The 18,095-nt window shown below is 29.4% G+C and carries 17 protein-coding genes and 1 tRNA gene; 9 read left to right on the top strand and 9 right to left on the bottom strand.

What is annotated here, in order from left to right; genetic code table 4:
* Nucleotides 1-33: 33 nt before the first annotated feature.
* Nucleotides 34-846, bottom strand: a complete 813-nt coding sequence (locus tag ACX1M8_RS01150; protein WP_458616303.1) for a TIGR00282 family metallophosphoesterase — start codon at nt 844-846, stop codon at nt 34-36.
* Nucleotides 847-927: 81 nt separating this feature from the next.
* Nucleotides 928-3,528, bottom strand: coding sequence for a DNA topoisomerase IV subunit A (locus ACX1M8_RS01145; protein WP_458836622.1), 2,601 nt, complete (start codon nt 3,526-3,528; stop codon nt 928-930).
* Between the two features lie 523 nt (nt 3,529-4,051).
* On the opposite strand from ACX1M8_RS01145, the gene dnaX reads away from it, so the two are divergent.
* The 6 genes from dnaX to rsmI are packed head-to-tail and all read left to right on the top strand — an operon-like array spanning nt 4,052 to nt 9,490.
* Complete coding sequence (gene dnaX / locus ACX1M8_RS01140) at nt 4,052-6,307, top strand: DNA polymerase III subunit gamma/tau (protein WP_458836621.1); 2,256 nt, start codon at nt 4,052-4,054, stop codon at nt 6,305-6,307.
* 15 nt (nt 6,308-6,322) lie between these two features.
* Nucleotides 6,323-6,613: a YbaB/EbfC family nucleoid-associated protein gene (locus tag ACX1M8_RS01135; protein WP_458798057.1), complete on the top strand. Its 291-nt coding sequence runs from the start codon at nt 6,323-6,325 to the stop codon at nt 6,611-6,613.
* A 6-nt stretch (nt 6,614-6,619) separates the two neighbouring features.
* The gene (locus tag ACX1M8_RS01130) at nt 6,620-7,204 is read left to right on the top strand and encodes a hypothetical protein (RefSeq protein WP_458616299.1); all 585 of its coding nucleotides are present in this window, start codon (nt 6,620-6,622) and stop codon (nt 7,202-7,204) included.
* Nucleotides 7,205-7,214: 10 nt separating this feature from the next.
* Nucleotides 7,215-7,871 (top strand): dTMP kinase, encoded by a 657-nt coding sequence (gene tmk / locus ACX1M8_RS01125; protein ID WP_458836620.1) that lies wholly within the window; start codon nt 7,215-7,217, stop codon nt 7,869-7,871.
* On the top strand, nt 7,858-8,790 hold the full coding sequence (locus ACX1M8_RS01120) for a DNA polymerase III delta subunit-related protein (protein WP_458836619.1): 933 nt from the start codon (nt 7,858-7,860) through the stop codon (nt 8,788-8,790). Before tmk ends, ACX1M8_RS01120 begins: the two co-directional genes overlap by 14 nt.
* On the top strand, nt 8,783-9,490 hold the full coding sequence (rsmI, locus tag ACX1M8_RS01115; RefSeq protein WP_458836618.1) for a 16S rRNA (cytidine(1402)-2'-O)-methyltransferase: 708 nt from the start codon (nt 8,783-8,785) through the stop codon (nt 9,488-9,490). The genes ACX1M8_RS01120 and rsmI overlap by 8 nt, the downstream gene beginning before the upstream one ends.
* Before the next feature lie 71 nt (nt 9,491-9,561).
* Here rsmI and ACX1M8_RS01110 read toward each other — a convergent pair whose 3' ends face one another.
* The 3 genes from ACX1M8_RS01110 to ACX1M8_RS01100 form a co-directional block, all read right to left on the bottom strand.
* Entirely contained in the window at nt 9,562-11,154 is a 1,593-nt protein-coding gene (locus ACX1M8_RS01110; protein ID WP_458836617.1) for a DUF2130 domain-containing protein, read from the bottom strand.
* Between the two features lie 88 nt (nt 11,155-11,242).
* The gene (locus tag ACX1M8_RS01105; RefSeq protein WP_458834734.1) at nt 11,243-11,935 is read right to left on the bottom strand and encodes a ribonuclease HIII; all 693 of its coding nucleotides are present in this window, start codon (nt 11,933-11,935) and stop codon (nt 11,243-11,245) included.
* 2 nt (nt 11,936-11,937) lie between these two features.
* Nucleotides 11,938-12,843: a Cof-type HAD-IIB family hydrolase gene (locus tag ACX1M8_RS01100; RefSeq protein ID WP_458616293.1), complete on the bottom strand. Its 906-nt coding sequence runs from the start codon at nt 12,841-12,843 to the stop codon at nt 11,938-11,940.
* A 384-nt stretch (nt 12,844-13,227) separates the two neighbouring features.
* On the opposite strand from ACX1M8_RS01100, the gene pyrH reads away from it, so the two are divergent.
* On the top strand, nt 13,228-13,947 hold the full coding sequence (gene pyrH / locus ACX1M8_RS01095; protein WP_458616292.1) for a UMP kinase: 720 nt from the start codon (nt 13,228-13,230) through the stop codon (nt 13,945-13,947).
* Nucleotides 13,947-14,498, top strand: coding sequence for a ribosome recycling factor (frr, locus tag ACX1M8_RS01090; protein WP_458616291.1), 552 nt, complete (start codon nt 13,947-13,949; stop codon nt 14,496-14,498). The genes pyrH and frr overlap by 1 nt, the downstream gene beginning before the upstream one ends.
* A gap of 135 nt (nt 14,499-14,633) precedes the next feature.
* Here the strand turns inward: frr and ACX1M8_RS01085 are convergent, their stop codons facing one another.
* Together ACX1M8_RS01085 and ftsY are read right to left on the bottom strand one after the other, a co-directional pair.
* A complete protein-coding gene (locus ACX1M8_RS01085; RefSeq protein WP_458616290.1) occupies nt 14,634-14,864 on the bottom strand; it encodes a sigma factor-like helix-turn-helix DNA-binding protein in 231 nt (76 codons plus the stop codon).
* Nucleotides 14,857-15,897 carry a signal recognition particle-docking protein FtsY gene (gene ftsY, locus ACX1M8_RS01080; protein WP_458616289.1) on the bottom strand — a complete coding sequence of 347 codons (1,041 nt, stop codon included), beginning with the start codon at nt 15,895-15,897 and terminating at the stop codon, nt 14,857-14,859. The genes ACX1M8_RS01085 and ftsY overlap by 8 nt, the downstream gene beginning before the upstream one ends.
* A 148-nt stretch (nt 15,898-16,045) precedes the next feature.
* Here ftsY and ACX1M8_RS01075 point away from each other — a divergent pair.
* Nucleotides 16,046-16,130: transfer RNA gene (locus tag ACX1M8_RS01075), tRNA-Leu, on the top strand.
* 77 nt (nt 16,131-16,207) lie between these two features.
* Here ACX1M8_RS01075 and ACX1M8_RS01070 read toward each other — a convergent pair.
* Both ACX1M8_RS01070 and ACX1M8_RS01065 read right to left on the bottom strand, forming a co-directional pair.
* Nucleotides 16,208-16,471: an HPr family phosphocarrier protein gene (locus ACX1M8_RS01070; RefSeq protein ID WP_458798050.1), complete on the bottom strand. Its 264-nt coding sequence runs from the start codon at nt 16,469-16,471 to the stop codon at nt 16,208-16,210.
* Between the two features lie 73 nt (nt 16,472-16,544).
* Nucleotides 16,545-17,969 carry a phospholipase D-like domain-containing protein gene (locus tag ACX1M8_RS01065; RefSeq protein ID WP_458834735.1) on the bottom strand — a complete coding sequence of 475 codons (1,425 nt, stop codon included), beginning with the start codon at nt 17,967-17,969 and terminating at the stop codon, nt 16,545-16,547.
* Between the last annotated feature and the right edge of the window lie 126 nt (nt 17,970-18,095).

The following is an 18,095-nucleotide window of genomic DNA, read 5'->3' as shown; positions in this document are numbered from 1 at the left end:
GTGGGTATAAAAAAATCAGGCTTGCTGATTAATTTAGATTTGGATATCAGAAATATTAAGTAATTGAATAGAATTACCATTTACTTTATCTAATTTGATGATAACACCATTAATTTGTGTATTGTTATCACTTACTTTAAAGCGTTCGTGTGCATTGTAACGCATCTTGTGATAAACTTCATCAAAATTTGCGCCAATAGCACTATTCATTGGACCTGTCATACCTGCATCAGTTACATAGCAAGTACCATTAGGAAGAACTCTTGCATCATTAGTTTGCACATGAGTATGTGTTCCACATATTGCATCAACTTTTCCATCTAGGTATAAGGCAAAAACGTTTTTTTCACTTGTTGTTTCTGCATGGAAATCAACAAAGTGAAAATCAGCTTTTGGTTCTTCTTCAAGCAATTCATCCATTGCATCGAAGAAGTTATTAGCTTGAGCTTGTTTTCAAGGAGACATAAGTTCGTTAAATGTAATCCCCATAATAGAAGTTACTCTTAAAGTGTTTCCTTTAACATCAAATATTTTGCTTCCTACACCTGAATATTCTGGATCAATATTATATGGTCTAATAACATTGCTATCTGCGATAAAGTTTTCGATATCATTATTTGCTCATACGTGGTTCCCCATTGTAAAAGCATTTACTCCAGCTTGTGAAAGTCTATCGTAATCTTTTTTATCTAATCCTTTTCTACCAGTTACATTTTCACCCTGTGCAATAGTGAAATCAACTGAAAAATCTTTGATTAGGGTAGGTAGAAATTTTTCTACAGTTTTCACACCTGGTGTTCCAAAAATATCACCTAAAAATAAGATATTAATTGAATGATTTTTCATATCGCATGTATTATAACAACATTATTAAAAAGGTTATTAAAAAACAAGTAACAAGAGCAAAAATTGTTACTTGTAAATATATTATTTATCTTTCTTTTTATCAGCTTCTAAGTTTTTGTTAATCTTATCCATTAAAGCATTAATAGCAGCAGTAGCTGATTCTTGAAGTATTCTAACTTGTTCTAAAGTTTTAGCTTCAGTTTGCACTCTTTCTTTAGAGAAAATCATTTCTCCTGCTTTATAATCTTGATCAAAGTATTTGATATTGAAAGCAATTTTTTCAGGGTTAGCTACATCTAAGTGGTAAATTCTAGGAGTATCAGTTGAAATTGCATATGATTTAACTTCATCAATAAAACTACGTTCAAGTACATCACGAACCAGCATAGTTGTTTCATCATTTGAAATTTCAGCAATATTATTAACCACGAATTTTTTAGCATCTTTAAAAATAGCTTTTCCTTTAATGTTTTTAGGCACGAATGGTAGCTTATCAGCTTTGATTTTTACAATTTGACCATTGTGAGAAACAAGTCCTAATAAACCATCAGTATTTACGGTTGTAAATGCTTGAACTTTATCGTTAAGTGATAAGTAAACTCCCTTATTTCCTTTGGCTTTTGACCCATATTGAGGTAAGTCATTTTCGCTATATCTTGAAACACAACCATTTTCAGTCACTATAACTACATCACGTGAACCGTTGCAAATAGTTGCATTGAGTAATTTGTCACCTTTTTCCATTGAAATAGCTGTATAAGATTTATTGATTCTTGATACAGAAAAGTCTTGTAGCAAGGTCTTTTTGAAATATCCATTCTTAGTTCCTAAAGCAATATAAACTAAAGAATCTCAATTATTAATTTCATAAACAGCAACAACTTCATCAGCAAGAAGGAAGTCAGCAAAATTAGATAAGTGGAAACCTAAATCTTTTCATTTAGATTCTTGAATCTTGTAAGCTGGGATAATCATATAGTTACCTAAAGCAGTAAAAATCAATAGATTATTAATTGAATTTACTTTTCCAAAATATACTAAATAATCATCATCTTTTAAATTATATGTTTCAAAGTTATTTGAATCTACAACCCTTTGTGATAGGCGTTTTATGTATCCACTACGTGAAAGTCCTATATTAATCATTTCTTCTTTGATTAAGTCTGTTTCGTTGTAGCTAAAGTCAAATTCTTCTTCAACAATTTGAGTTTTTCTAGGCTTAGCAAACATTAATTTTAATTGACTTAATTGGTCGATAATAAAATCGTTAAATTTACCTTCGTCACTAAGTAGTAGGTTTATGCGGTTAATTTCTGATACTAATTCAGCTTTTTCACTTAAGTAAGCTTCTTTATCTGTTTTACTTAATCTGTAAAGTCTTAACTCAGCAATAGCTGTAGCTTGATTTTTGGTAAAACCAAAAGCATTAATTAAGTTTTCAATTACACCAGCTTTAGATCCTTCGGTTTTTCTAATTACCTCGATTACTTTATCAGTAATTTCAGATACTTTAATAAAACCTTCTACTATTTCAAGACGTAATTTATATTTTTCTAAGTCATAAATTAAAGTCTTAGTTTTGATATCTTTAACGTGTAAAATGTAGCTATCAATTAATTGTACAATTCCAAGTGTTTTAGGTGAATTTTGTACAATGCAAGTATTATTGTAAGAATATGTAACTTGTAAATCTGTTTTTTGGAATAAGTAGGTTAAAATACTTTTTTCACTAGCATTAGCATCTAAAGTAATTAAAATGTTAATTCCTTCACGATCTGATTGATCCTTGATTTCTATAATTCCATCAACATCTTTATTATTTATGATGTTATCAATATCATAAACTAATTTAGATTTAACTACACCATAGGGGATTTCAGTAATTTCAATGTACTTATATTTCTCTTTTTCAAATATGTTGTATTTAGCAAATAATCTAATTTTATCTTTTTGGTTTCTACCTGTGTCAAAGGCTTCGAGTATACCTTTAGTACCACGAATAATTCCACCTGTAGGAAAATCTGGCCCTTTTATAAACTTAACTACATCATAAAATGTAGCATATGGATTTAAAATCCGATAGATAGATGCATCAATGATTTCTCCTAAGTTGTGAGGAGGCATATCTGTGGCCATCCCAATAGCAATACCCATTGAACCATTTACAAGTAAGTTAGGGAAAATTGAAGGTAAGACTGTAGGTTCTACTTCTGAGTCATCAAAGTTAGGAGCAAATTTAACTGTATTTTTCTTTATATCACCAATAATAAATTCAGCAATTTTAGAAAGTCTTACCTCTGTATAACGCATGGCAGCTGCAGGGTCATTATCAATTGAACCGACATTTCCGTGCATATCTAAAAGAGGAAGATTCATTTTTCATCATTGAGACATATTAACCATAGCTTCATAAACAGAAGAATCTCCGTGAGGGTGGTATTTACCAATAACATCACCAACAACTCTAGCTGATTTCTTGTATTGTTTATCGCTAAAAAGACCTAAGCCATACATAGCATATAAAATTCTACGTTGTACAGGCTTTAGCCCATCTCTAACATCAGGAAGTGCTCTTTGTTGAATAACATATTTTGAGTATCTTCCAAAACGATCAGCCATAATACGATCTAATGTTTCATTAATAATTTTCTCAGTTACGATTTTTTCTTTTTCTTTTTTCATAAATACCCCTATTTGAATAAAAGTTTCCTTTTAATTATAATTTATTTTATTTACATAGTTATAAAAAGCCTAGATTGATTTTTGATTTTTTCCTTAAGCTTGTGAAGTGAAAATATAAGAATTTTTATCAATTTTATATTACTAAAAAATCTATTTTAACTAGTTATTCTTAAGAAAAAAATTTTTAAAAATTTAACTTTTATAGTAAAATAAATTCATAATTATTAATAATTAAATGAAAAGGATTAACATGCGTAAAGTAGTTAGATTAAAAAACAAATTACGTGCTGAAGCTCGTGCAAAAAAATTAGCTAAAGAACAAGCAAAAGCTGCTAGAAAAGCTGCTGAAGTTGAAGCTAAATAATCAAGTCCTTAGGACTTTTTTTATTTTCATTTTATGGAATATGAAAATTTACGAATATTCCTATGTTTTAGGACTAAAAGTTTTTAATATAATAAATTTTATTTATTTATATTAGCAATTTTTTTAATTGTTTATAATATTAAAACATAAAGGAGCAAAATGAGTTACAAGACATTATATAGAAAATATAGACCTAATACTTTTGAACAAGTTGTGGGACAAGAACACATCGTTAAAACGCTACAAAATATTCTTCTTTCAGGTAAAGTTGGACATGCTTATTTATTCTGTGGACCAAAAGGAACTGGGAAAACATCTGTAGCTAAAATTTTTGCTAATGTTTTAAATTGCTCACATTCTTCTAATTCAATGCAATCCTGTGCAAATTGCTTAAATCATTTTAATGATAGTTTGGATATCATTGAAATGGATGCAGCTTCAAACAATGGTGTTGATGAAATTAGAGACTTAAAAGAAAAAATAGAACAAGCTCCAATCAATAGTAAATACAAAATTTACATCATTGATGAGGTGCATATGTTAACCAAGAGTGCTTTTAATGCTCTTTTAAAAACACTTGAAGAACCTCCTTTACATTCTATATTCATTCTTGCTACTACTGATGTACAAAAGGTACCTCTAACAATTCGTTCTAGAGTTCAATCATTTAATTTTAATCGTATGAGTGATAAAGATATCATGCAACATCTTGCACATGTGCTTGATTTAGAAGGAATCACTTACGAACAAGAAGCTTTAAGAATAATTGCTCGTTTATCAAGTGGTGGTATGCGTGATGCTTTATCAATTGCAGATCAAGCAGCTTCATTTAATGGCGGAAATATCACAGCAAGTAGTTTATATGCTAACTTTGGTATTTTATCTACATCAGAAACAATTGCTTTAATGAACTTAATTCTAAACGCTAATGCTTATGAATTAATCAAAAAACTCAATGAATTAGAGCAAAAAGGAATTGATCCAAGCCAACTTGTGCTTTCGTTATTAAACTTAAATAAAGAAAAACTACTTTATCTAAAAACTCATTCAAGTGACTTACTTGCAATTTATTCAGAAGCTGAATTAAATCAACTTACAACTTCAGTACATAATTGTTTTGTTTTAGCCGATACTTTCTACGATATGTTTATCAAGGTGCAAAGAAGTCAATTCCCATTTGAAATTATTGAATTAGGACTTCTAAAGGCATTACAAGAATTTCAAACAGAAGATGTAGTTGCATCTCAACCTCAAGCACAACAAGTTGTTATCCAACCACCTAAAGAAGAAAAGATTCAAATTCAACAACCTGTTGTTGAAGCACCACAAGTTGAGGAAGAAGAACCTGAAGTATTTATTAATTTAACTGCTCCACAAGAAGATGAAGAAGAAAGTTCAGCTCTTGATTTAGATCAAATGCAAGATATAAACATTCAACATCATACAACTGAAAGTGTGCTAAATCTTGTATCTGAAAACTTCCATTTCGATATTAAGCCAAGTATTGAAATTGATTTAGTCAGTGAAAATAAAGAAGAAGAAATAGTTCAAAGCAACGAAAGTGAAAAACTTGAAACTGTTGTTGATCAAAAGGTTCATGCATTCTTAAATGCTTCAGTGCAAGATTCATTTATTGCTGATAAATTAATCAAAGAAGACGATTATTCACAAATGGATTTATCATTCTCAAGTGCAATTGAGCAAAATAATCAAACTCAAACAATGGTTAATGAAATGCTAAATCAAACAAGAGAATTTCTATTAAATAATAATGAGCAAGAAGGTGATATCAAAGATGTTGATTCAGAGATTATTAATCAACAAGCTAACACAGGTGAAAAAGAAAATCTTATTTCAACTAGAGAGATAGATATAAACAAAATTCAAGATTTCAGCAGTTTAGAATATAATAAAGAAACACCAATTGCTAAGAAAGTTCCTTATGAAGAATTTCTGCAAAAACGTGGAATTGAAGAATATGTAAACGATGCAAGATGAATCCAACAAAATTCTGATTATAATTACACAGCTATTTTCAAAAATTCACTTGCAAATATAGACTCAATTATCTTATCTAAGCCCGAATTTAAAAAACAAGCAGCTCTTTTTAAACAAATCAAAATTATGTTCGGTTCAGATCGTTTTATTGTAGTCACATCTAATAACCAAGAAGTTTTAGATGAACTAGCTAAAAAAGGAGATAGTGAGTGATTACAAGGTTTTGTCACATATATCTTCGGAGATCCTTATAAATATATTTATCCTATTTCACACGCTAGAGTAACTGAAATTAAGGATTATATCAATACACACAAGGATCAATTACCACCTGTTGTAGAACCTGAGTTTCTTGAGGAAACTGTAAAAGAAAACAATGACGATTGATTCATCAATCGTGCTAACTTATTTAGATAAAATTAGGAGATTACTATGAATATGTCACCAGACTTTTTAAGAAGAATTAAAACAATGCAAAAAGAACTTGAAGCTAAACAAAAAGATTTAGAAGAAAAAGAATTTGTTATTGAAAAACAAGGAATTAAACTTACAATGAAAGGTGACTACTCAGTAGTATCACTTGAACTAGATGAATTATTAGTCGACCCAGATGATATTGAATTATTACAAGATTTACTTGTAGTTGCATTCAACGAAGGTATTGATCTAATCAAAGAAGAAACTGAAAAACTAGCTCCAGCAATGCCGGGAATGCCTTTCTAGTTAACTATGTTTTATACTGATGATATTAATGCTTTTATTGTAAAGGCAAAAAAAATACCAGGAATCAGTAAAAAGCAAGCTGAGAAAATTGTTTACTGGATTCTAGAATCAGAACAAGATGATGTCTATGAATTATGTAAATTAATTCAAGACATCAAAATTGAAACTAAATTTTGTCCAATATGCAGTAGTTTAATGCATGAGGATAAATGTACAATTTGTGATGATGAGGGGCGTGATAATTCGCTTCTTATTATTGAAAACCTACAAGCAATGCAAAAAATTGAAGATGCAGGTTTTTATAAAGGAAAATACTATATCTTACCTTTCTTAATTGAAAAAGAAAAAGATGTAATTAAATATCAAAAAGAAATTAAAGACTTTCTTGCTTATGCGAGAGGTTTTAATGAAATCATTTTAGCGATTTCACCTACACTAAAGGGTGAAATAACTAGTCAAATTTTAAAAATTGAATTAGGGAAAGAAAACTTAAATGTTACTAAATTAGCTATCGGGGTTCCACTAGGTGCTTCATTAGATTATATGGATGAAGTAACTATTAAGTTCGCTTTGAATAATAGACAAAAATAAAGGAGTTGCTATGTTTATATCGTTTGAAGGACTTGATGGATCAGGAAAAACAACCATCACACAAAAATTAGTAGCTAAATTAGCTGATTTACATCCTGAAATTAGTGTACTATGAACTAGAGAACCAGGTGGAAGAGATATTAAAGAGGCTGAAAAAATTAGAGAAATCATTTTAGATAAATCTTCTGATCTTTCTCCAGTTGCTGAAGCTTTACTATACACAACAAGTCGTAGAATTCACCTAGAAAAGGTTATTTGACCTGCTATTGAAAAGGGGCAATTAGTTGTGTGTGATAGATATGTTGATAGTTTTTATGCATATCAAGGATTTGCAAGAGAACTTGGTATAGAATTTGCAAAAGCTATTACTAATATCGTTATAAATAACACATTACCTGATATTACAGTGTTTTTAAACCTAACACCAGAAGAATCAAAAGCAAGACGCGAAAGTACAAGACTTGTTGAAGATAGAATGGAACAAGAAAAATTAGAATTTCATAACCTTGTCTATAAAGGTTACTTAACTCTAATCAACGAAGATCCTCAACGTTTTATGGTTATAGATGCAACTCAAACAGAAGAAGAAGTTCTTCAAGATATTATCAATCAACTTCACCAACACCCTAAATTTATCGCCTTCTTAAAAAAGAATGCTACAAACTAAGATACTTGAAAATATAAATGATTTAGCTCGTAATGGTAAGTTAAATCATTTATTTTTATTACAAGGTGAAGAAAATTATTCATTTGATAACGATCTTATAAATTTTATTAATGCAATTAATGGTAATAAGGAAGTCTCTACATTAGAATACCTTACTCCAAATGTTTTACTCCTAGATGGTAGCGAAGAAAGTATTAAAAAAGATGAATTAGATAATGCTTTTTATGCATTATCATTTGCAAGCACTACTAAAAGATTGTATAAATACTCAATCTTAGTTATTAAAAACATCGAAAATACCTCTCTCAATGGGCTAAACTCAATTTTAAAGTCGGTTGAAGAACCTAGCGAGGATTTAATAATTGTGTTGACTTCAAACAATATTAATGCTCTTTTAGATACTATTATTTCCCGTGCTCAAGTAATAAAAGTTGAAAACATGAGTTATCAAGAAATTTTCGCTAGCTGACCTAGTGAAATACAACAACAAGATATTGCTTTGTTACTTGCTTACTTATTTAAAAATCCAAATCTTATAGAAAATGATGAAGAAGATTTCTTTTCAGCAGCTAATTTTGAACTCAGAATGCTAATAAATGCTATTAAAAGATCATTTGATAAACCTGAAGAATTATTCATCTATTTAGATGGTGTGCTTAATAAAGAAAAATTGCAAATGTCTAAATTTATTCTCTTAACTTTAAAGGCTATGTTATTAGGTAAATTACGTTATATGAAAGACAAAAACGACTTAATCATAGAGTTAAGTGAATTAAGTGATGAATGATATCATAAGTGTAACAACATCATTAATTTTGTTGTTGATATCGATGATTTCATCAACAAAATTAAAAGACAAGCTATCTTTGAACTACAAAAACAAATTATGTTAAACAAATTAATGGAGTATTATGGCTAAATTATATATAGTAGGAACACCTATTGGAAACCTTGAAGATATCACTTTAAGAGCTTTACGTATTCTTAATCAAGTAGAATACATTGCTTGTGAAGATACAAGAGTAACACATAAGTTACTAGAAAAATATGAAATCAAAAATAAGAAGTTATTAACATATAATAACTTCACTGAAAAAAGCTCATCAAAAGGTCTACTTGAATTAATTAAAAATGGAAACGATATAGCTTTAGTCTCTGATGCTGGAATGCCTGTTGTTTCAGATCCTGGGTTTGAAGCTATTGCTCAAGCTAAAGAAGCAGGTGTTGAAGTTGAAATAATTCCCGGTGTTAATGCAGCTATAACAGCATTTGTTGGTTCAAACTTCTCAAACGAATTTAGTTTTTTAGGTTTTATCAAGGATAAAAGTCAACAAAGAATAAACCAACTTTCAACTCTAGAAATAGGGACATATATCTTTTATGTATCACCACATAAATTACTTTCCACATTAGAGGATATTAATACTGTATTCGGTGGAAAAGAAAAAGTTTGTTTAGCAAAAGAACTAACTAAAATGTATGAGGAATGATTCTTTGGAACAGGGCAAGAATTATATGAACAATTCTTAGCTTTAGATAGTATCAAAGGCGAATTTACAATGGTGCTTAATATTCCTAAAGTAAAACGTGTAAAAGTAAATAAATATAAGAAAGATTAAAATTAACTAGTGGTTTAAGCTACTAGTTTTTTATACAAAAAACCTATAGCATAGAGCTATAGGTTAAATTTCTATTCTTCATCAATTATTTCGGCATCTTGAATATTAGGAATTTCCTTCATCGTGTGCTCAATTAGATTAATGCTGCTAAATTCTTCGTCACTAAGATTAGATTTCTTAATTTCTTTAAGAAGACTAAATGAATTAAATTTGCTTACAAGACGTTTAAATCTACCTTTAAGCTCTTCTTCGATTAAAGAATTAAGTTTATTTGTAGCTTGTGTTAAATTTTCGACTTGTTTTAGCATGTTTGTTATTGTTTCATCAACTAAACGAACATTCATTGAAGAAAATTCTTCTTTAAATTCATCAAACTTTTTAAGTAATGTGTTTTTAGCTTCTAAAGCTATGTCCAAGTGATTAAGCTTATTTTTTTCATAAAATAGTCTTTGTCAAATTTTAATCATTTGAGGCATAGCTTCAAAACGCATTTGAAGGATGTTTGGATATTCATTTACATTTTTAACTAGGTAATTTTCATTGGGTTCTAGTGTTGTAACTAAGAAAGCGACATCAGCCTTATATTTTGAACGATCTTTTTCAAGTTTTTTATAAAAATCAGAGTTCTTTTGTTTTCCTAATTCACTAGCTTGATCTTTAGCTTCAATTACGATTGATCCTATGACTTGGTTTTCTTTACCTGATTCATAGCTTAAAAATTCAATTAGAAAATCTGGTTTAGTTGCATCATCATCACTCTTGTTGGTATCTTTACCTTCACTATTTTTTGATTTAGTAGTTTTGCTAAATCTAATATGAGAGTCGAAACCAAAGTTTTCATTTAAAGAATCCATAATAGATTTTTCAAAATCTTCTCCAAGCTCTTTTGTAGAACGCATATATTTGGCTTGTGTAAGTTTTGTGTTTTCTTCCTTAGTGTGAGCGATTTCTGTTTTTAAGTCATCAATTTGTTTTAATAGTCCACTAACTTTTTCTTGATTAATTGCTTGATCTATTTCTTTTTGTTCCTGTTTTCCTTGAGAAATAAGCTTAATTCTTTCTGCTTCTAAAGCTTTAGAAACCTTATCTTGTAATTCATTTTTTACTTGTAGAACCTTATTTTCAACAATGGTTTGCATTTGTTCGCTAATATTTTGAAGTTGCATTTTGTGTTGATTAATTAAGGATTCTTTTTCATTTTTTGAATTGTTGATTTCTTGTTGAAGTGAATTAATTTGATCTTTAAGTTTAACTTCAGTCTCAAGAACTTCTTTTTTAACTTTAGTATCGATTGATTTATTTAGTTCTTCAAGGTGCTTGTTTAAAGCATTAAGCTCATTTTCCTTTTTAGATAGTTCTAAATTTGTTTTTTGTAGTTTATCAGCTTCAGCTTCTAATTTAGCTCTATATTCTTGTTCTTTTTGAGAAATAAGTTCAACAACTTCAACTTGTTTAGATAAGTTTGCAGTGTATTCTTTAATTACTTGTTCCTTAATTTTAGAGATAAAAGATGAACTTTGCTCCTTGTATTTTTCAAATAAGATAGAGATATTATCTGAACCCAGATCAAGAAGAGAAATGTAATCTCCAGCACTAGCATCTTGATTTAATTGGATTTCTAGATTATCAAAATCTCTGATTTTAATGTCGATTTTTTTGCTCATTTTGCACCTTTCCTAGTTATGTTTATGTCTTAATTTAATTGTATTAAATTAGCTCAAAAAGTATAGTAAAATCGCATTAGAAATGCGATTATTTTACTTTGAAATTAAGTTTGCATACTTGAGCAAGAGAGTCTTCACCAAATGTTAGAACAAAGTCTTTAACTTGTTCTTTAACTTGTTTGCTTGCACCTAAATTAAAGTGAAAGTTTCAAGTTTTTTCTTGCACATCCATATACTCAAGTAATTTGAATCTAGCAATAATTGAAGCACAGGCAACTGCCAAATGAACATCTTCAGCCTTTTCAATTAACAATGTAGGCAAGTCATATTCATAAATGTTGGCCCAATTATTTGAAAATATTTTATTGTGATATTTTAAGATTGAATTAGTTGTTGAATACTTATCAATCACGATTGCATTTGCTTTAGTTGATGCAGCATGATATTGATGTAAATTTGATAAAGCACAAGCATGAGTGAAGAATTTCAATTCATTATTATTAAGATTCTTACTTAATTTATTAAAGCCAGCTTGTGACAAGATGTAGGCTGAATAAGGAAGAAACTCCATTAATTTAGGTGCAAGTGTTCTAATTTTTGCATCTGAGATCTTCTTAGAATCTTTTACTCCTAAATCCAAGACGAATTTCTTCAATCTGTTAGGTAAATATACAGCACAAGAAACTAGTGGTGTAAAGTAGTCTCCAACACCAGTTTCGTCTACACCGATAACTTCACTCTCATCTAATTCAAATAAATTAATATCATCAATAAATTTCATTATTATTCTTCCTCAACAGCTTGAACTTTTCTTTTTCTTGCGTTTGATTTTTCGATTTCTGCTTTAGGGTTGTCTAAGAATTTGTGAATGTATTCTCCAACTCCACCTTCTTTGTTTGTTTTAGAAATCTTAATTGAAGCATATTTCTTAACATCTTTTGATGCGTTAGCCATAGCTACTGAAACATTAGCGATCTTAAACATAGGCACATCGTTAAATCCATCTCCCATAGCAATTGTGTTTTCAATTTTAATGTCGTAGTAACGGATAAGTAAGCTAAGTGCTTTACCTTTGTTTGCTTGAGTATTTGTGATATCAAATACCGGTGTAAGTCCTTCACCTTTTGATCAGTATGAAAATTCTGCTAAGTCTCCGTAACGTGCTTTTAGGTATCTTCTTAAAAATTCAACATTTGTTGTAGGTTTAACATCAAAGATAACTCCTGTAGGCATTAAAGGTAGTTTGTGGTAGTTAAGTCCGATTTGAAGTTTTGAACTTGTTTTGAATCCGAATACTTTTTCTAATTCTTCATCACGGTGGTCTAATTGTACCCAGTCCGGCCCTTCGATTGCGAGGTTAGTTAATTCAGCTTGAACTAAAGGGTCTCCAATAATGTATAAAGCTTCGTTTAAGTTTAAGTATTTGATGTAAGGGATAAATTCTTGATTATAAGGGTGGTGAATGTGAGCTCCGTTAAAGTTAGAAACGATTGTGTTTAAACCTAAAGTGTCATAAATAAATTTAGTACTTCTTCAAGGTCTTCCTGTTAGGATACATACAACGTGTCCTTCTTCTGTAGCTCTTTTAATAGCTGATACAGTTCTATCGTGGATAGCACCTGTCGCACTTGATTGTAATGTTGTACCATCTAAGTCGATTGCGAATAGGTATCTTTCTTTTTGTTCCATATTAATAATTCCTTTCTTATGAATGATTATTCTAATAGTAAATTTAATAAAAATGGTAATGTAACCATTTCGTCTTAATTGTTATACAATTATAAACATTTTTGCTGAAAAATGAAAAAACACAGCATGTTCCATATTTTGTTCCACATTTACATTTTTTAGTACTATAGGAGAGTTTTATAAGTATTTTTTAAGATATAAAAATCAAAACAACTTTATTTGTAAAATAAAAGCAAATTTTTAATTCAGAGTTACTAAGCTAGATTAAATATCTCAAAAAATGATGTTTATAGCTATATACATATAATAAAAAAAGTATTTAGGAGTTAAGATATAAGTATTTTTAATATAAAATATAAACAATAACTAATTAAGAGGTGAAAAATGATCAAATATAAAAGAATCTTAATAAAACTTTCAGGTGAAGGTTTTGCAAATAAAGAAAAACATTTAGCAATCGATTATGATTTAGTTTCTAACATTGCTCATCAATTAAAAGAGGTTGTATCTCAAGGAGTTGAGGTGTCAATCGTAATTGGTGGAGGTAACTTCTGAAGAGGTGCTTCTGCTGAAAAAAATGGAATCAACAGAAATAGAGCTGATTACATTGGGATGCTAGCTACAATTATGAATGGGCTTGCATTATGTAGTGGATTTGAACAAGTTGGCTTAAAAGCTAGAGTTCAAAGCTCACTTAATATCGACCAAAGAGTAGCTGAAAACTATGTAAATGAAAAAACTTTAAAATATTTAGAACAAGGTGAAGTTGTAATTTTTGTTGGTGGTACAGGTAGACCATTTTTCACAACCGATACAGCTGCAACATTATATGCTTCTGAAATCGGGGCTGAAGTTATTTTAATGGGAAAAAATGGAACTGACGGAGTATATGATTCAGATCCTAAGAAAAACCCAAACGCAAGACGTTATGACACTGTAACTTATGATGAAATTCTTGAAAAGAAATTACAAGTTATGGATTTAACAGCCACAAGTATGGCAAGAGATAATAATATTAATTTAATCGTGTTTAACTTACTTGAAGAAAATTCAATAGTTAGAGCACTAGAAGGAACAATTACTCATACGGAGGTAATTAAATAATGGAATTAGAAATGTACTTATTAGAACTTGAAGAAAAATGTGATAAAGCTATTTCACACTATCGTTTCGAGTTATCTAAAATTTCAACAGGAAGAGCTAACCCTCAAATTATTAAAGGAGTTAGAGTTAATTACTACGATACTTTAACACCACTTGAAGAATTAGCTAACATCTCTGTTCCTGAACCACAACAACTTTTAATCAAGCCTTACGACATCACATCAGTTAAAGAAATTGCTAAAGCTTTAGAAAAAGCTAATTTAGGTATTCTTCCAGTTGATGAAGGAAGTCAAATTAGACTGACATTCCCAACACTTACAACTGAAAGACGTAAGGAAATGACTAAATCATTAGCTAAATTAACTGAAAATGCTAAAGTTGGTGTTCGTAATGCACGTCAAGACATTAATAAAGCAATAAAAGCTGATGAAGAATTATCAGAAGATGTTCAAAAGAATTATTTAGATAGAATTCAAAAAGAAGTTGATAAAGAAATTGCTAAAATTGATGCAATTACTAAAGAAAAGCAAGATGAATTAATGAATAAATAAGAAAAAAGTCGGGAATTATCCCGATATTTTTTAAAAAGTTTTAATTGAAAAGATGGCACCAATATTAGATGCCATCTTTTCAATTAAGCCCTTGTAATAGGCTTAAATTTTAAAAACAATTATCATAAATAGTTCTTATTCATTCTCTAATTGTTTTTCATATTTAAGTAAGTTTTTAATTGCTTTATTTAGAGTATCATAAGCTGCTGAACGAGTAGTTGCAAGAATTTCAGCAACTTCTGCATATGATAAATCTTGTTCGTAGTAAAGTCTAAAAACTTGTTGTTGATTATGCGTTAATAAGTTTCCGTATTTATCAAATAATGCTGTATATCTATCGATATTTTCAATTGATTTGTTATTCATGGATTAAATCCTTAGTCATTTGGTAAATAAACATTTCAAGGTCGAATTCTTGAAGATCATCAAGTCCTTCTCCTAGACCTACATATTTAACATCGATATCATATTCATCTTTGATAGAAAGAACAATTCCACCTTTAGAAGTTCCATCCATCTTAGTTAGAATAATACCTGTTAAGTTAGCTATATCTTTGAAATGTTTAGCTTGAGATAACCCATTTTGTCCTGTAGTAGCATCTAATACTAAAAGTGATTCATGAGGTGCTGATGGTTCAAATCTATGGATAATACCAATCATTTTTTCAAGCTCTTTCATAAGGTTAACTTTGTTTTGTAATCTACCTGCTGTATCAATGATTAATAAGTCATAATTTTCGTTTTTAGCCTTTTCCATAGCTTTATATACAACACTAGAAGGATCTGCGCCTTCTTTATCAGGTTTAACAATAGCTGCTCCAATTCTATCTGCTCACACACCAAGTTGATTCACTGCTCCAGCTCTAAATGTATCAGCAGCTGCAATAAGCACTTTTTTACCTTCCTTGATGTATTTATTTGCTATTTTAGCGATAGAAGTTGTTTTCCCTGAACCATTAACTCCAACAAAAATAAAAACATTTAATCTATCATCTTCAAAATTTAAATTAGTGTTAACGATTGAGCCACTAGCATAGATTGAAAACATCATATCAGCTACTAATTCACCAATAAGTTTTGGATCATCGATGTTGTTTGCTCTGATCTCTTGTTTGATTTTTTCAATCATAACATCTACAAGAGAAGCATTAATATCTGACATAATTAACAATTCTTCAAAATCATCGAAGAAATCTTCATCAATTTTTACGTGCTTGTTTTGAATTTCTAGAAGTTTCTTTCCGAATGAAGAAGCATTATTTAATCCTGTTTCATACTTTTTAAATTTTTCAGAAGCTAAAATCTCTTTAACTTCTTTTTCATCTAATTCTTTATTAATAGTTTCTACATCTTTTTTTCTAGTAAAAACTTTTTCTTTTAATTTTGTAAAAAATCCCATATATGTATTTTACTAATTAAATTTAAAATAGTGCAATATTTTTTAGGAAATCTAGACTTTTTTGCCGATAAAAAAGCCCTAAAAATTAGTAATTTTGTGCTTAATTTCTTCTAGATTTTAAAATTTTATAATATAATATTAACAACAAGCCCGAGTGGTGAAATCGGCAGACACGCTAGACTAAGGATCTAGTGGAGCAATCCGTGCAGGTTCAAATCCTGTCTTGGGCACCAGAATATGCGATATTCGCATTTTTTTATTGCCATTTTTGGACAAAAAAATCACCACTAAATAATTAGGGTGATATTTATTATATAAGTCCGTTAGCTTCTAATGCACCTTTAATAGCTTTAACTGCATCAGCTTCGTCTTCACCAGAAACTTTAACGGTAATTTCGGCTCCATGTTTAACACCTAAGGCCATAATGTTCATAATAGATTTTAAATTAGCTTCACGTCCGTTGTAAATTAATTTTGAATCGGATTTGAATTTTGTAGCTGTAGAAACTATTAGTGTAGCAGGTCTTGCGTGTAGCCCAATTGGGTCGACAATCTTACATGAAAATTCTTTCATTAGTGTCCCTCCATAGTATTTAAGTATCTTTTGTTTATAAACTGAAATTCTTTTTCGTTTTTGTACTTTTAAATTATATCAGTGGTTTAGTTATATCATATAGAAATTTTTCAATTACATTAGGTTTTTTACAAATTTCTGGAAAATGTTCCACTTTTTTGCTATCTTTTTCATATTTGTGGAAAATTCCACAAAGTTCTTTGATAGATTCACCAGCAAGAATGTCCATTGTTTCGTATTGAGAAAACATACTACGTGAGTCTCAATTGTTTGTTCCGACTCATCCATATTCATCATCAATTAATCCTGCTTTAGTGTGCAAGAAGTGATCTTCATAGATTTTAACTTCTAACCCATATTCCATCAATTTGCTTAATTGATAAATACCAATTTTGTGTACCAACTTCTTATCAGGAAGACCAGGGAAGTATAAGATAACTTTTACTCCACTCTTAAGAGCAAGGATTATTTGTTTTTCTAAAGCACGTGTAATTGAAAAATATGGTGTAGCAATTTTAATGCTCTTTTTAGCGTTCGGAATCATTTTTAAGAAGAATAATTCTGCTTCAGAATGTGAATAAGAAGGCGATTCAGTAACTAATAAAGCTGAGTCTTTATATTCTTTAGCATCATCAATATATAAAGATGCTTGAATATCAATGTCCTTACGAGCGATAACTTTTCAAAACTTGATAAAGTGAATGATATAAGCATTAATATATGGACCTGTGATTCTGTAATTTAAATCAATTCAGTGCCCATATTTTTTAGACATGGAAGCATATTCATCCGAAATATTGTTCCCACCTGAAAAGACAATTTCATTATCTATAATAATGAATTTTTGGTGGTTTCTTGAAAATGAAGCTGCATTAATAAATGGATAATAAATCTTACCAATCAACTTAATTTCAATATTAGGATGTTTATTTAGTTGTCTAAGTAATTTCTTTTGAGATGCCATAGCACCAAAATCATCAACTAACCACTTAACTTTTACGCCTTGATTAGCTTTTTCTTCTAAAATGTGTAAAAATTCTTTTGATATTTCAGATTTTTTAATGATATAGGTAACAATATAAATGCTTCTTTGTGATTGGTTTAAAGCATCAAATAAATCATCATAAAAGCGATATCCTTCAGCAAAGAAATCAAAATTGCAAGGTAAAACTATATTTTGGTTAATGTTTTCCATACGTTTTAACATTGAAATGTGTTTTGCTGAGTTATTACAGTTAATAAGTTCTTTATAGGATTTAAGAGAATATTTAGGATTTTCATTAATAGCAAGTTCGTAATTATTTCTAAATATCATCCCATAACCAATAAAAATAGCATGGCCGATAAAAGGAATAAGTAGGACTAAATAAATCCAGCTAAATTTAGCTTCGTGTTCTCTATTTTGCGCATAAATCACAAAAACAAAGATAACATTTATGAAATAAAGAAGGAATAGTAGTAAATAGGCATAACGACGATCTACATTTAAAATTAACATAGTAATCCCTGCAAATAACCCTATAAATAGGATTATTTGCACGGAAAAGATTGCTATGTTTTTTAAGCTTATTTTTGATTTATTCATAATTAAATTTTATCTTAATACAAAAATAACGCATTGGCG

The sequence above is a fragment of the Mycoplasma tracheobuteonis genome, assembly GCF_054456995.1.
The sequence above is the reverse complement of the archived record's forward strand: the minus strand, read 5'-3'. Positions and strand labels throughout refer to the sequence as shown.